Origin of the sequence: Rhizobium sp. SG_E_25_P2 (assembly GCF_029892285.1) — a bacterium.
In the GTDB taxonomy this organism is placed as follows: Bacteria; Pseudomonadota; Alphaproteobacteria; order Rhizobiales; family Rhizobiaceae; genus Rhizobium_E.
Genome location: NZ_JARXVM010000031.1, coordinates 1 through 14,160, shown reverse-complemented (window position 1 = coordinate 14,160; position 14,160 = coordinate 1). Strand labels below are relative to the sequence as shown.

15 protein-coding genes, 2 tRNA genes and 1 pseudogene are annotated in these 14,160 nt (G+C 59.5%); 16 read left to right on the top strand and 2 right to left on the bottom strand.

All coding sequences use genetic code 11. The features are described from left to right. From M2360_RS26650 to M2360_RS26635, 4 genes and pseudogenes are all read left to right on the top strand, one after another. Positions 1 to 195, top strand: a pseudogene (locus tag M2360_RS26650) (D-galactonate dehydratase); the annotation flags it as partial. A 394-nt stretch (positions 196 to 589) separates the two neighbouring features. Further along, complete coding sequence (locus M2360_RS26645) at positions 590 to 1,651, top strand: porin (protein WP_280778420.1); 1,062 nt, start codon at positions 590 to 592, stop codon at positions 1,649 to 1,651. 331 nt (positions 1,652 to 1,982) lie between these two features. Further along, the gene (locus M2360_RS26640; protein WP_280778419.1) at positions 1,983 to 3,032 is read left to right on the top strand and encodes a porin; all 1,050 of its coding nucleotides are present in this window, start codon (positions 1,983 to 1,985) and stop codon (positions 3,030 to 3,032) included. 325 nt (positions 3,033 to 3,357) lie between these two features. After that, a complete protein-coding gene (locus tag M2360_RS26635; RefSeq protein WP_280778418.1) occupies positions 3,358 to 4,431 on the top strand; it encodes a porin in 1,074 nt (357 codons plus the stop codon). A gap of 281 nt (positions 4,432 to 4,712) precedes the next feature. Here the strand turns inward: M2360_RS26635 and M2360_RS26630 are convergent. After that, positions 4,713 to 4,787, bottom strand: a tRNA-Thr gene (locus M2360_RS26630). A 183-nt stretch (positions 4,788 to 4,970) separates the two neighbouring features. Between M2360_RS26630 and M2360_RS26625 the strand changes: the two genes are divergently transcribed. The 12 genes from M2360_RS26625 to M2360_RS26570 all read left to right on the top strand — a co-directional run bounded on the left by M2360_RS26625 (position 4,971) and on the right by M2360_RS26570 (position 12,972). Continuing rightward, positions 4,971 to 5,165 carry a hypothetical protein gene (locus M2360_RS26625; RefSeq protein ID WP_280778417.1) on the top strand — a complete coding sequence of 65 codons (195 nt, stop codon included), beginning with the start codon at positions 4,971 to 4,973 and terminating at the stop codon, positions 5,163 to 5,165. A gap of 166 nt (positions 5,166 to 5,331) precedes the next feature. Continuing rightward, positions 5,332 to 6,624: a UDP-N-acetylglucosamine 1-carboxyvinyltransferase gene (murA, locus tag M2360_RS26620; RefSeq protein ID WP_280778416.1), complete on the top strand. Its 1,293-nt coding sequence runs from the start codon at positions 5,332 to 5,334 to the stop codon at positions 6,622 to 6,624. Positions 6,625 to 6,712: 88 nt separating this feature from the next. Further along, positions 6,713 to 7,153, top strand: coding sequence for a DUF2948 family protein (locus M2360_RS26615; RefSeq protein WP_280778421.1), 441 nt, complete (start codon positions 6,713 to 6,715; stop codon positions 7,151 to 7,153). 45 nt (positions 7,154 to 7,198) lie between these two features. Next, positions 7,199 to 8,497, top strand: coding sequence for a histidinol dehydrogenase (hisD, locus tag M2360_RS26610; protein WP_280778415.1), 1,299 nt, complete (start codon positions 7,199 to 7,201; stop codon positions 8,495 to 8,497). Further along, positions 8,494 to 8,976, top strand: coding sequence for a UPF0262 family protein (locus tag M2360_RS26605; RefSeq protein ID WP_280778414.1), 483 nt, complete (start codon positions 8,494 to 8,496; stop codon positions 8,974 to 8,976). Before hisD ends, M2360_RS26605 begins: the two co-directional genes overlap by 4 nt. 5 nt (positions 8,977 to 8,981) lie before the next feature. Then, complete coding sequence (locus M2360_RS26600) at positions 8,982 to 9,443, top strand: low molecular weight phosphatase family protein (protein WP_280778413.1); 462 nt, start codon at positions 8,982 to 8,984, stop codon at positions 9,441 to 9,443. Positions 9,444 to 9,596: 153 nt separating this feature from the next. Next, the gene (gene infA / locus M2360_RS26595; RefSeq protein ID WP_004435948.1) at positions 9,597 to 9,815 is read left to right on the top strand and encodes a translation initiation factor IF-1; all 219 of its coding nucleotides are present in this window, start codon (positions 9,597 to 9,599) and stop codon (positions 9,813 to 9,815) included. 27 nt (positions 9,816 to 9,842) lie between these two features. After that, the gene (locus tag M2360_RS26590; RefSeq protein WP_280778412.1) at positions 9,843 to 10,466 is read left to right on the top strand and encodes a Maf-like protein; all 624 of its coding nucleotides are present in this window, start codon (positions 9,843 to 9,845) and stop codon (positions 10,464 to 10,466) included. Continuing rightward, on the top strand, positions 10,463 to 10,675 hold the full coding sequence (gene yacG / locus M2360_RS26585; RefSeq protein ID WP_280778411.1) for a DNA gyrase inhibitor YacG: 213 nt from the start codon (positions 10,463 to 10,465) through the stop codon (positions 10,673 to 10,675). The genes M2360_RS26590 and yacG overlap by 4 nt, the downstream gene beginning before the upstream one ends. Before the next feature lie 144 nt (positions 10,676 to 10,819). Beyond that, positions 10,820 to 10,895: transfer RNA gene (locus M2360_RS26580), tRNA-Phe, on the top strand. A 192-nt stretch (positions 10,896 to 11,087) separates the two neighbouring features. Further along, positions 11,088 to 12,389: a tyrosine-type recombinase/integrase gene (locus tag M2360_RS26575; protein WP_280778410.1), complete on the top strand. Its 1,302-nt coding sequence runs from the start codon at positions 11,088 to 11,090 to the stop codon at positions 12,387 to 12,389. A gap of 136 nt (positions 12,390 to 12,525) precedes the next feature. Continuing rightward, positions 12,526 to 12,972 carry a hypothetical protein gene (locus tag M2360_RS26570; RefSeq protein WP_280778409.1) on the top strand — a complete coding sequence of 149 codons (447 nt, stop codon included), beginning with the start codon at positions 12,526 to 12,528 and terminating at the stop codon, positions 12,970 to 12,972. Positions 12,973 to 13,108: 136 nt separating this feature from the next. Here M2360_RS26570 and M2360_RS26565 read toward each other — a convergent pair whose 3' ends face one another. Then, complete coding sequence (locus M2360_RS26565) at positions 13,109 to 14,059, bottom strand: MYG1 family protein (protein WP_280778408.1); 951 nt, start codon at positions 14,057 to 14,059, stop codon at positions 13,109 to 13,111. Between the last annotated feature and the right edge of the window lie 101 nt (positions 14,060 to 14,160).

The following is a 14,160-nucleotide window of genomic DNA, read 5'->3' as shown; positions in this document are numbered from 1 at the left end:
ACCGGCAACGACATCCTCGATTACATCTCCAACAAGGAGGTGTTCCACTACGAGGACGGCTTCGTGTCGATCCCGCAGGGTCCGGGCCTCGGCGTGGAAGTGGACGAAGCCTATGTCATCGAACGCGCCAAGGAGGGCCATCGTTGGCGCAACCCGGTCTGGCGGCATGCCGACGGCAGCGTGGCGGAGTGGTGAGAATGAAGTGACGGGGGCCGAGAGGTCCCCTTCTCTTTATCACGCTCTACCGCAATATTTAAACATCGGACGAATCCGAAACCTGCGGCTGAATGTAGTGCGGACGGGTGACTTGAGGCTGTAAGAGCCTGTCATGTATTTGTCATATATCCTTCATATTGCTTACAAAAATACTATTCCCACATAAGAAGCGTGACATCTTCGCCACAGCCGTAGCGACAAGTCGTGTCACAAAAGTCGATGTTTGGGCTTGTGATATTTTGCCGTTTTGAAAGCTCGATAAAACCTGACCTCAGAGAACGGGGAACCGCTCTCATTTATCGGGGTGGTCAGGTCTCAGGGGATTGCCTTCAGGCGGCCTGACCGAAATTTAAAAGTTTGACTGGAGGTCAACATGTCTATCAAGAGCCTTCTCCTCGGCTCCGCCGCCGCTCTCGCGGTCGTTTCTGGCGCTCAGGCTGCCGACGCTGTCGTCGCCGCCGAGCCGGAACCCATGGAATATGTCAAGGTCTGCGACGCTTACGGCACCGGTTACTTCTACATCCCCGGCACCGAGACCTGCCTGAAGATCGGCGGCCGCGTTCGCTTCGACCTGAAGGCTGCCAATTCCTACAAGCTCGACAGCGACAATGGCTGGAACTCGCGTTCGCGCGGCGAAATTTACATGGACTCGGCTTCTGACACCGAATACGGCGCTCTGAAGACCAAGTTCGTTGGCCGCTTCGATTTCGACAACACCTATAACGACGGCACCCACACCACCACCAAGCTGATCCAGGCGAACATCTCGATCGCCGGCTTCCAGGTTGGCCTCGCCGACACGCTGTTCAGCTCGTTCACCGACTATGCTGGCGACATCATCAACGACGACGTGGTCTCCTACGGCCAGTTCGAAGTCAACCAGATCAACTACACCTACGACTCTGGCACCGGCTTCAAGGCTGCGGTCGCAGTTGAAGCTGACGACACCCTGAACGACGCTGAAACCAAGGTGGTCAACGGCGAAGACTACATCCCGAACGTCGTCGGCGGTCTCGGCTACAGCACTGACTCCTTCGGCGTGTCGGTCGTCGGCGGTTACGACGAGCGTCGTGATGAAGGCGCTGTCAAGGGTCGCGTTGATGGCGAATTCGGCGCTTTCTCGGCTTTCGTGATGGGCGCTTGGTCTTCCTCGGGCAAGAATGTCAACAACTTCGCTCCCGGCGATGGTTCGGGCGCTGCCTGGGGTGACTGGGCTGCCTGGGCCGGCGTTGGTTACAAGGTTGCCGATGACGTCAAGGTCAACGCTCAGATCGCCGGCACCGACAACGACACGCTTGCTGTCGCCGCCAACGTCAAGTGGAACCCGGTTTCTGGCCTCCTGATCCAGCCGGAAGTCACCTACACGTCGTTCGACAACAAGAACGCCGACGGCGACCAGTGGAACGGCATGATCCGCTTCCAGCGCACGTTCTAATCTCCTCGCGGAGATTCGAAGGGGGCCCTCGCGGCCCCCTTCTTTGTGTTTGGCGCCCGGAGCCGCCAAACTTGCATCTTTCGATCAAAGTCGATTAATCCGTTTGATCTGATCTGATTAAAGAAGTGGCGCTTCCGCCACGGTTTTGACGACCAAAGCTTAGCGAGCCCAGTAATGTGTCACTTTCATATTTTGTCTGCGGGCATCGCCGCGTAAGGTTTGTCTCGAAGGGGCAAGACACCTCGCTTCTTCGGATAAGGGGCGGTTGGGCGTGGTTTTTTTCGCGAAAGTGGCCCTGACCTAAAGATAACAACGAACTGGAGTTCACAACATGAACATCAAGAGCCTCCTTCTCGGCTCCGCAGCTGCTCTGGCGGTTGTTTCCGGCGCTCAGGCTGCCGACGCCGTGGTTGCCGCCGAGCCGGAACCCATGGAATATGTCAAGGTTTGCGACGCATTCGGCACCGGCTATTTCTACATCCCCGGCACCGAAACCTGCCTCAAGGTTGGTGGTCGCGTTCGTTTCGACGTTCAGGCTGCTGACTCCTACTCCGTCAAGAGCCAGGAAGGCTACAACACCCGCAGCCGCGGCGAAATCTACATGGATTCGGCTTCCGACACCGAATACGGCGCTCTGAAGACCCAGTTCATCGGCCGCTTCGATTTCGACGGCACCTACAACGATGGCCAGCACACCACCACCAAGCTGATCGCGGCGAACATCTCGATGGCCGGCTTCCAGGTTGGTCTCGCTGACTCCGTCTACAGCTCGTTCACCAACTATGCTGGCGACATCATCAACGACGACGTGATCTCCTACGGCGGTTTCGAAGTTAACCAGATCAACTACACCTACGATTCCGGCACCGGTTTCAAGGCTGTCGTGGCTGTTGAAGCCGATGACACCACCAACGCTGCTGGTAAGGTTGTCAACGGCAAGGACTACGTCCCGAACGTTGTTGCTGGCGCTGGCTACACCATGGGCTCCTTCGGCGTGACCGTCGTCGGCGGCTATGACGAGCGCGTTGAAGAAGGCGCTGTCAAGGCTCGCTTGGATGGCAATTTCGGCGCTGTTTCGGCCTTCGTGATGGGCGCTTGGAACTCGGGCGGCGTCAATGCCTACGCTCCTGGCGACCAGGTTGTTGGTTGGGGTGACTGGGCTGCTTGGGCTGGCGTTGGCTACAAGGCCGCCGACAACCTCGCCGCCAACCTGCAGGTCGCAGGCACCGACAACGACACGTTTGCTGCTGCCGCCAACCTCAAGTGGAACCCGGTTTCTGGTCTCCTGATCATGCCGGAAGTGACCTACACGAAGTGGGACAACAAGGTGGTCGACAACGACCAGTGGAACGGCATGCTCCGCTTCGAGCGCACGTTCTAATCCAATCCGGATTGTGGAAAGGGGGCTTCGGCCCCCTTTTTGCGTTTTATACTGACATTGCTTTTTCTTGCATATTTCGATCAAGCCTGATCAACCCGATTGATCCGCTCCGATTAAAGAAGTGGCGCTTCCGCCACGCGTGGGCCGTAGAAGCTTAGCGAGCACAGTAATTTCCGATTTTCATATTTTGTCTGCGGGCATCGCCGCGTAATGTTTGTCTCGAAGGGGCAAGACACATCGCTTCTTCGGACAAGGGGCGGTTGGGCGTGTTTTTTCCGTGATAGTGGCCCTGACCCAAAGATAACAACGAACTGGAGTTCACAACATGAACATCAAGAGCCTTCTTCTCGGCTCCGCAGCTGCTCTGGCGGTTGTTTCCGGCGCTCAGGCTGCCGACGCCGTGGTTGCCGCCGAGCCGGAACCCATGGAATATGTCAAGGTTTGCGACGCATTCGGCACCGGCTATTTCTACATCCCTGGCACCGAAACCTGCCTCAAGATTGGTGGCCGCGTTCGTTTCGACGTTCAGGCTGCTGACTCCTACTCCGTCAAGAGCCAAGAAGGCTACAACACCAAGTCGCGCGCAGAAATCTACATGGATTCGGCTTCCGACACCGAATACGGCGCTCTGAAGACGCAGTTCATCGGCCGCTTCGATTTCGATGGTACGGCCAACGATGGCACGCACACCACCACCAAGGTGATGGCGGCGAACATCTCGATGGCCGGCTTCCAGGTCGGTTTGGTTGACTCCGTCTACAGCTCGTTCACCAACTATGCTGGCGACATCATCAACGACGACGTGATCTCCTACGGTGTTCTCGAAGTCAACCAGATCAACTACACCTATGATTCCGGCACCGGTTTCAAGGCTGTGGTCGCAGTCGAAGCTGACGACACGGAAGTGACGCGTCGCCGCGCTGACGGGACGGAATATGATGTGGTCGTCAACGGCAAGGACTACGTCCCGAACGTCGTCGCTGGCGCTGGCTACACCATGGGCTCCTTCGGCGTGACCGTCGTCGGCGGCTATGACGAGCGCGTTGAAGAAGGCGCTGTCAAGGCTCGCTTGGACGGCAATTTCGGCGCTGTTTCGGCCTTCGTGATGGGCGCCTGGAACTCCGGCGGCGTTCATGCCTACGCTCCGGGCGACGGCTACGTTGGTTGGGGTGACTGGGCTGCTTGGGCTGGCGTTGGCTACAAGGCCGCCGACAACCTCGCCGCCAACCTGCAGGTCGCAGGCACCGACAACGACACGTTCGCTGCTGCCGCCAACCTCAAGTGGAACCCGGTTTCTGGTCTCCTGATCATGCCGGAAGTGACCTACACGAAGTGGGACAACAAGGTGGTCGACAACGACCAGTGGAACGGCATGCTCCGCTTCGAGCGCACGTTCTAATCCAATCCGGATTGGGGAAAGGGGGCTTCGGCCCCCTTTTTGCGTTTGTGGGCCGCCTGCGTGGCCAAGCGATTTAGGGTTTAGGGAATGGGTCGAGCCCGGCAAATCCCGGGACGAATGCCCCGACTTTGGTTCAAAAGTAATGTTGTGAAAATATCGGTGTGGTGAATGAAGTGGGTCGTCGTCGCCTTCAAGCCCAGAGGCTGCGGCAACGAATGCCTTTGGACGCACGCACACGGCATAATTCGCTGCGTGTGCCCGTGAACTATGCTGAAGAAATATGGTGCTGCCGAGTGGGATTGAACCACCGACCTCACCCTTACCAAGGGTGTGCTCTACCACTGAGCTACGGCAGCATGACCATGAAAACGCTTGATGTTTCAGCGTTTGAACCGAAGCGGCGCGTTCGTCGTCCGGTAGGCGGGCTATTGCCATAGTCTGGTGGGGCATGCAAGCGCCGATTTCCATTTTACGAAAGTTTTTTGGCGGGCTGGCTTCGGAAGCTTGGCGAATAGGCTTTTCCGCGTTACATCTTCGTCATGCAGAATGAAGATGATCACAAGGAAAAGCGCCGCCAGCCTGCGGCGCTGCGGCAGAAGCGTGAAGACAGGTTGAAGGCCGAGCTGCGCGCCAATCTCGCCAAGCGCAAGCTGCAGGCCCGCGCGCGCCGCCAAGGGGCCGAAGACGCCCGCCCAGGGGCGCTAATGTCAGGAGATGACGGCGACGCCGGTTGACCAGTCAGCACAGTCCAACGACGAAAGCGCATCGCCTCACTTTTCCCCCATTTGCGCGATTAACCGCCCTTGGCGGCGTTCCTTGAATGTCTGGGATCAATCCGCTAAAGGGGCCTAGGTTTTTTCGCGGGCGCGCAACAGGCGGCTCCGCAGGGGATAGGATTTCATGGATCGCATCAGGATCGTCGGCGGCAGGCCGCTCAATGGCGTCATTCCGATTTCGGGAGCGAAGAATGCGGCTCTGCCGCTGATGATCGCTTCGCTGATGACCAGCGACACGCTGACTTTGGAAAATGTGCCGCATCTCGCCGATGTCGAGCAGTTGATCCGCATTCTCGGCAACCACGGCGTCGACATTTCGGTGAATGGCCGCCGCGAGCATCAGGACGGCTCCTATGCGCGCACTGTGCATTTTACTTGCCGCACCGTCGCCGATGTCATCGCGCCCTATGAGCTTGTCTCCAAGATGCGCGCGAGCTTCTGGGTGATCGGCCCGCTTCTGGCGCGCGAAGGCAAGGCGCGGGTGTCGTTGCCCGGCGGTTGCGCCATCGGCACGCGGCCGGTCGATCTGTTCATCGAGGGCCTGCGGGCTCTCGGCGCAGAGATCGAGATCGATAGCGGCTATGTCAACGCCACTGCGCCCAAGGGCGGCCTTATCGGCGCACGCTACACGTTCCCCAAAGTGTCGGTCGGCGCCACGCATGTGATGCTGATGGCGGCAAGCCTGGCCCGTGGCGTCACCGTGATCGGCAATGCTGCGCGCGAGCCTGAAGTCGTCGACCTCGCCAATTGCCTGAACGCTATGGGCGCAAAGATTTCCGGCGCCGGCACCTCCACCATCACCATCGAGGGCGTCTCCGCTTTGTCGGGCGCGCGCCATCGCGTCATGCCTGATCGCATCGAGACTGGCACCTACGCCATGGCGGTCGCCATGGCCGGCGGCGATGTCGAGATCGTCGACACCAACCCCGCTTATCTCGAAACCGCGCTTGAGGCCATTCGCCGCGCCGGGGCCGAGATCACCATCACCGAACGCGGCATCCGCGTCGTGGGCCATGGCGGCGCCATCAAGCCGGTGGATATCGTCACCGATCCCTATCCGGGCTTCCCGACCGATCTGCAGGCGCAGTTCATGGGGTTGATGACGCGCGCCAATGGCGCGGCGCATATCACCGAGACGATCTTCGAAAATCGCTTCATGCATGTGCAGGAACTGGCCCGTCTCGGCGCCAAGATCACGCTCAACGGCCAGACGGCGCGTATCGAGGGCGTCGAGCGTCTCAAGGGCGCGCCTGTTATGGCCACTGATCTGCGCGCCTCCGTGTCGCTGGTCATCGCCGGTCTGGCCGCAGAAGGCGAAACCATGGTGTCGCGCGTCTATCATCTCGACCGCGGTTTCGAACGGCTTGAGGAAAAGCTCACGCGCTGCGGCGCTCTGGTCGAACGCATCAGCGATTGATGCGCTGGTTGCGAAGCGGGTGGGTCGCTCTTATCTGAGACAGTAAGAGAGGCCCGCCAAGGGATGCGGGCCGCAATGCTGGACAGACATCATGACACTGAAACTGCTCGCCCTTGACGAAGAAGACCTGACTGTGATCTCGGCGCAGATGCAGGACGCCGTGTTCAAGGTCGGCGACATCGATTTTAAGCCGCGCGCCGGCCATTTCATGCTGGCGGCCAACCGTTTTGCCTGGGAAGCCAGCGACCGCAACGAAAAGGGTTTCGAACGTCGGCGCGCCGCGCTCTGTTTCAAGCAGGTCAAGTCGGTCCGCTCGATTGGCTTTGACAGAAAAGCCTCCGACGCCGTTCTGTCGTTGCTCGCCATTCTGTTTGACAAGGAGGGGGAGGGCCCGGACGGTTCGGTCGAACTGGTGCTCTCCGGAGGCGGCTCGATTCTGCTTCATGTGGACTGTATCGAAGCGCAGCTTGCGGATACCGGCGGGGCATGGGAAACCGCTATGAAGCCCCGGCATCCCGGGGCGGCGTGATGCGTTTCAGCGCCGGTCTTGGCGCTGTGTGAAGAGGGGATTGCATTGGCGATTTGGCTGGACAGCAGCGATCAGGATTTCGAAACGCGGTTCGCCGCCTTCCTGACCACGAAACGGGAAGTCTCCGAGGATGTGAATGCGACCGTCAAAGCGATCATCGCCGACGTGATTGCGCGGGGCGACGAAGCGCTTGCGGACTATTCCCTGCGCTTCGACCAGCTCGATTTTGCGCAGGTTTCCATGCGGGTCGCTCGAGAAGAGCTCGACGCGGCCTATGCGGCAATCGAGCCGAAAGTGCGTGACGCCCTGCATCTGGCCGCCGAACGCATTGAAAAGCATCATCGCCGCCAATTGCCGAAGGACGATGTCTATGAGGACGCGCTCGGCGTCACGCTCGGCTCGCGCTGGACGGCCATCGAGGCCGTCGGCCTCTACGTTCCGGGCGGCAGCGCCAGCTATCCGAGCTCGGTGTTGATGAACGCCATTCCCGCCAAGGTCGCCGGCGTGCCCCGGCTGGTGATGGTCGTGCCGGCCATGCGCGGCGAGATCAATCCGGCTGTGCTGGCGGCCGCCAGGATTGCTGGCGTCGACGAAATCTATCGCATCGGCGGCGCCCAGGCGATTGCCGCGCTTGCTTACGGCACGGCGACCATTGCGCCGGTCGCCAAGGTCACTGGTCCCGGCAACGCCTATGTCGCCGCCGCCAAGCGGCAGGTGTTCGGAACCATCGGCATCGATATGATCGCTGGCCCCTCCGAAGTGCTGGTGATTGCCGACAAGGACAATGATCCCGACTGGATCGCCGCCGATCTTCTCGCCCAGGCCGAGCATGACACCGGCGCCCAGTCCATTCTCGTCACCGACAACGCAGACTTTGGCCGTGCCGTGATGGCGGCGGTCGAGCGTCAATTGAAGCGTCTCAGCCGCGCTGAGACGGCGGCGGCGTCGTGGCGCGATTTCGGCGCGGTCATTCTGATTGCGGATCTTGAGGCGTCTGTGCCGATCGCCGATCGCATCGCCGCCGAACATCTGGAAATCGCCACCGCCGATCCCGAGGCGCTGATGAACCGTATCCGCAATGCCGGCGCCTTCTTCCTGGGCCGGCATACGCCCGAAGTGATCGGAGACTATGTCGGCGGCTCCAACCATGTGCTGCCCACGGCGCGCTCGGCCCGCTTCTCATCCGGCCTTTCGGTGCTCGATTACATGAAGCGGTCCTCGATCCTGAAGCTCACGGCGGATCCGCTGCGGGTTCTCGCCCCGGCGGCCATCACTCTGGCGGAATGCGAAGGGCTTGACGCTCATGCGCGATCAGTGGCCATTCGTCTCAATCCCGAGGCATGACCGTGACGGGGGCGGGCGTGTTTCGGCTGTCGGATGTCATACTCGACGAATCGATCGGGCGATCCACGCCCGATGTCGAGCATGAGCGCGCGGTTGCGATCTTCGACCTGCTGGAAGAAAACAGCTTCCGCCCGGAAGGGCATGCCGGCGGACCTTACCGCCTGAAACTCTCGTTGATCGACCACAAGCTGGTCCTGGCGATCACCACGGCGGACGGGGAGGCGGTGGCGACGCATATCCTGTCGCTCACGCCGCTCAAGCGGATTATCAAAGACTATTTCATGATCTGCGAGAGCTATTACCAAGCGATCCGCTCCGCGTCTCCAAGCCAGATCGAAGCGATCGACATGGGCCGGCGCGGCATCCACAACGAAGGTTCGCAGACGCTTGAAGACCGGCTCAAGGGCAAGGTCGCCATCGATTTCGATACGGCGCGCCGCCTGTTCACGCTGGTCTGCGTTCTCTACTGGCGGGGTTGATCCGGATGGAGAGCGAAACCGCCGCGCCGCCGAGACAACCAGGCGCCGTGCTGTTCATGTGCGGCATGAACTCGATCCGCTCGCCGATGGCCGAAGCGATCGCCCGTCACTATCTGCCGCAGGTCTATGTCGCCTCTGCGGGCGTTCGCCGGGGCGACCGCGACCCATTCGTCGATATTGTGCTCGATGAAGTCGGTCTGTCGGTCGGCAAGCATCAGCCGCATCTTCTTGATGATCTCGAGGACGACTATTTCGACCTCATCGTGACGCTGGCGCCCGAAGCCCATCACGCGGCGCTGGATTTCACCCGCGCCTGGGCGGCGGACGTCACCTACTGGCCGACGCCCGATCCGACCGCGACTACGGGCTCGCGCGAACAGATCCTCGCCGCGTATCGCGAGGTGCGGGACCATCTCACCCGGCTGATCCGGGAGAGGCTTGCGGTCAAAACTCCGGCCCCGGGCTAAAAGCGTCCTCCATTCTTGCTTCACAGGCGTTTTCAGCCTAAAAACCGCCGCCCGGACTGTTCACAAAGCCCAAGCTTTTGTGTAGGTTCCGCGCCAATTCAAAGGGGGCGAGCCGAAGGCCGCCCGCCAAACAATCTAGGAACACACCCAAATATGGCGAAAGAAGAAGTACTGGAATTTCCGGGCGTCGTGACCGAATTGCTCCCGAACGCCACCTTCCGCGTGAAGCTGGAAAACGAGCATGAGATCATAGCCCACACGGCCGGCCGCATGCGCAAGAACCGTATTCGCGTTCTCGCGGGCGACAAGGTCCTGGTGGAAATGACGCCTTACGACCTCACCAAGGGCCGCATCACCTACCGCTTCAAGTAAGCGCCTGCTGCGAGGGAGACGCCCGTCATGCTCAAGCAGCGGCTGATATTGGCGTCCGGCTCGCCGCGCCGCCTCGACCTTCTGGCGCAGGCGGGCATCACGCCCGATCGTCTTTTGCCGATGGATCTCGATGAAACCCCCAAACGCGCCGAGCATCCCCGATCGCTGGCGCGTCGGCTCGCGCATGAAAAGGCGGAAGCCGCCTTTCAGGCCGTTCATACCGATCCCGCCTGGGCGGGCAGCTACATCCTCGCCGCCGATACCGTGGTGGCGGTTGGCCGCCGCATCCTGGGCAAGCCCGATTATGTCGAAGAGGCCTCGGCCTCGCTTCACCTCCTGTCGGGACGCAGCCATTGGGTCTATACCGGGCTGTGCCTGATCACGCCGGCTGGCCAGGCGCGGATCAAGGTCGTCGAGACCAAGGTGCGCTTCAAGCGGCTGACGTCGCAAGAAATCATGGCCTATATCGATTCCGGCGAATGGCGCGGCAAAGCGGGCGGCTACGCCATCCAGGGCTTCGCCGGAAGTTTCGTGCAGAAAATGGCCGGCTCCTACTCAGGCGTCGTCGGTCTGCCGCTTTACGAGACGGCGCAATTGCTGATCGGCGAGGGCTACGAGTTTCAGGAAAAGTGGCGCGAGGGCGCGCCATGACCGCATCCAACGTGGCCCCTTTACGCAAGGCGCGTCCTTGCCCTGAATGCAACAGGCCGTCGACGCGCGATTCCTACCCCTTCTGTTCCGAGCGTTGCCGTAACCTAGACCTGTCGCGCTGGCTCTCGGGTTCCTACGCTATTCCTGTGGCCGAAGATGAATCCAAAGCAGAGGAAGACTACCGGCGCCCCCGGAGCGATGAAGGCTGAAAAGCCCAGTTTTTCAAGGCACTTACGAAAAACTGAAAAAAAACTGTCACAGGGGTTGCGCCCAAAAAATTAGGTGTTATAACCCCGCTCGTTCCGGAGATAACCAAGCTCCGGCGGAGACGAAAAGCCTCCGAACAGCATGTTGCCCGGGTAGCTCAGTTGGTAGAGCAGCGGATTGAAAATCCGCGTGTCACTGGTTCGATTCCGGTCCCGGGCACCACTTAAGCCTCTGAAATCGCTGGTTTTTACAATGAGTGCTTTGAGGCGCTCCGCGCTGGATTTAAGCTAGCGCATGTCTAGCACACTGCGTAAAATTCCTGTTTGATATCAATGTGCTTCGTGCCGCGCTCAAAACCGCGTTAGCACAGAATTAGCGCAGGCGTGCTACCAACGTAACAGTTCGGAGCCAGCCATGTTGAAGCGAAACACCCAGCCTTTCACCCTCTTTAAACGTCCCGGCGGGACAGTCTGGTCGGTTCGGTTTTCGGCTGGCGGAAAGCAGATCAGGAAGAGCCTGGGGACTGAGGACGAAGGCGAGGCTTACCGCAAGGCGTACGAGCTTTGGGGCGAGGCCAGCTATCGGGTAAAAAACGGCATTTCCGCTGTCGAGCGACCTTTCTCCGAAGTGGCGGAAGAATTCATCAAGCTCATCGAATTGGAGAGCGAGCGCGGTGAGCGGAGCCAATATCACCCCCGAGATTTTCCTCCGGTGATCCGGCGCTATCTAATTGGTTTTTTCGGCGATAAGCCAATCGAGACGATTCGTGAGCCGGATCTGGAGCGATATCTGGAATGGCGTCGGCAATATTGGGTGACCGGGCCCGGAAAAGATATTCAGTACATCCGTTTCGAGCGCAACGGCAAAATCATGCGCCGTCCAGCTGGCCATGAAGTTCCCTCCATCAGTCGACAACGCGGCGAACTGGTGATCGTCAGAGCCTTGTTTCAGCAGGCTTTGAAGTGGGGATATACAGGCAAGGTGGAGGTTCCAGATCTCAAGGTCCGCCGACGTAACGACAATCGCCGCCCAAGCTTTACGCCTGAAGAGTTCGAAAAACTCCTCTCGGTCAGTTTGAGCCGCATTTATCCCAGTCTGGATGGAAAGATCATCCATGGCCGCGACGGCCGCATGTGGCGGCAATTTCGTCAAAATAGTCATGTCATGTCGGAGCGACTAAAGCTCCATGCCTATATCGAGATCGGCGCGGGCACGGGTATGCGGCCAACCGAAATGAAGAACCTGAATTGGCGGCACGTGATCGGCTTCAGGTCAACGATCAACGACGCACTCAAGGACCGCGATGTTCGGTTTCAGGTTCAGGGGAAGGGCAAGCATGGCAAGCTTGTGCCCCATATCGGTGTCATTTCCTGGCTTGACGTGCTCTGGGACCGATTCAAATCAGAAGTCGGTCGCGAACCCGACGACAGCGACCCCGTTTTCGCAAATGCCGATGGCAGCAGAATTCAATCGTTCAAGAAGGGCTTTTCAGAGCTTCTAAAGGCTTGTGATCTGCATAAGGATTTTCGTGACGTTGCGAGAACGACCTATTCGCTGCGGCACTATTACATTTCTGAAATGATAGCGGGCGGGGCCGACATTTACGATATCGCCCGCAATACTCGCACCTCCATTGCAATGATCGACAAGCATTACGGGCAGGTCGATGTCGAACGCCTGAAAGACAAACTGCGGCCGCAAAACACACGATTGTAACCTCGGCCATTATTGAGCGCGTCGGTCTGTTCGCCAATTCGCGCGGCGCATACGACGTCATCAACTCTTTTGTCGCTCTTTTTCCAAAAGGTCTTATTGTTTCGTTATCGAAACGATACTGGGAAAGGATCACAGCATGTCTCATCTCAAGGCTCTCAAGTTGACGTCGGCGGCTCCAATTCGCGCTTCTGCCGATCCGGTTGTGCGTGCGCGGGAAAAGATGATTGCCGCGCTGGCCGAACAGCGGCAGATGGCCGAGGCGAAAATCGCGGGTCAGCATTTCGCGCCCACGCACATGGTTCGCCGCAAGAACGCCGAAGGTCAGCGCGTCGAGGTCGAGACGCTGAAGCGGGTTCGTCCGGCCTGGTTCGCGGATGGGTCTGGCAAGGTCTTCTTCGGCCTGCGCTACGCTGGCAAGGCCATCGAATTCGCCAAGGACAAGAACGCGGTCGAGGTTGGTGAACTCGGTGCGCTGCCTGGCGTAATCGATACGCTCGTGGAAGCGATCCGCGCCGGCGAGCTTGATGCGCAGCTGACGGCGGCAGCCGTGGCGCGTGGACAGATGCTCCGCAAGGCTGGTTGATCCTGGCTCAATTTCCGACGCTATTAGGAACCCGAGAGATGGATGTCATCTTTCGGGTGTCCTGCATCTCGTGCGACGCCTGTGAAGATGCTGGCCGCCATTGTGTTGGCAGCCCCGTTCGCCTCTTCGTCGAAGATCACCCAGCCGTGGCCACTTGATCTAGCCCAACGGACATAGCCTCACGCACCGCCAGTTCCGCCATGGCGAGTGCCGCCTCGCGCGTCGCAGCGGCGGCGATGAAGCGGCCATTGTGGCAAAAACTCGCACCCTCTACGCCGCAAGCGGCCTCCAGATCGCGATTGGTCAGTCCAGCCCACGCTGCAGGCAGATTTGCCCGCAGCTCAAATCCCTCGTCCGCGCGTCGGATGCCGGTCAGGCACCAATCCTTGTCGCGGGGGTGAACAACAAACAGCAGATGATCAGCGCCCGCCTTCACGACGGCGGAACGGAAGGGCATTCCCATAGGGAGTTCCAGAATACGCCGTTGGCCCGCATCCTCTATAGCCTTTTGCACCAGCGCCTCGGCCCGCAATTTTGCGGCGCTTTGGGCAATCCTTGCCTCAACGAAACTACGCGCAATGGCGAGGGCGTTTTGGAATGCGCGATCTTCGGCATCCGTGCCTACCTCGTCGAAAACGGGTTTCAGGGTTTCCAGCAGAGACGGTAACGTCAGCCCTGCCAGCGGCCCTGCGATGGAGGGGCTGAGCGCGCCATTGTCCATAAGATCGATCGGCAACACAAAGCTGGCATCGAACGAGGCGTGCAGGATGTCGATATGCGCTTCAGGAAGGTTTGAAGCGGCAAGATAGTCGCGGCCAAAATGCTTCCAGATCAATCCGAACGAACTATAGGGTTGTCCATCCTCGCGCAGCGGAGCGCCGCGTTGATGGTGATCGAAGATCTGCGCGGCAGCGTCATAGACGCCGCCCACATCGTAGATGATCCGGTCTGCACCGGGTGTGATCCATTCCGGCGCTCTGCTCCGGATCAGGCGAGCCTGCGGGAAAAGCCGGGTCAGGATAACGCTGGACAGCAGTTCGTCGGCATGGAAACCACCGGAATGGGTAACAAGGAAATTCGGGATCATATGGTGATGCGCCTGTTGTTCGCGGTGATGCCGCTTGCGGTTGGCGCCAGATAGCCTGTGTTCGCTTTCATCTCAAGCCGCCATTCATCCCAGTCATGTTG